Below are 255 nucleotides of genomic sequence, written 5' to 3' on the forward strand. Positions count from 1 at the left end.
GCCTATGTGATCTACACCTCGGGCTCGACCGGCCTGCCCAAGGGGGTGATGGTCCGCCACGATGCCGTGACCAATTTCCTGGCGACCATGGCGGAGCAGCCCGGCATGACCGCGAGCGACCGGGTACTGGGACTGACCTCATTGTCCTTCGACATCGCGGTGCTGGAACTGTGGCTGCCGCTCACGATCGGCGCCTGCGTGATGCTGGCGGATCGTGCGGCAGCGCATGATCCTGCGCGGCTCAAGGCGCTCGTG

General features: G+C 66.3%; 1 protein-coding gene. It reads left to right on the plus strand.

Annotation, left to right across the window (positions count from 1 at the left end):
- A partial coding sequence (locus tag ACM42_RS08360; RefSeq protein ID WP_271527481.1) for an AMP-binding protein occupies positions 1–255 on the plus strand: 255 nt, incomplete at both ends.

It is taken from the genome of Bradyrhizobium sp. CCBAU 25338, assembly GCF_028128965.1.
Classification (GTDB): domain Bacteria; phylum Pseudomonadota; class Alphaproteobacteria; order Rhizobiales; family Xanthobacteraceae; genus Bradyrhizobium; species Bradyrhizobium liaoningense.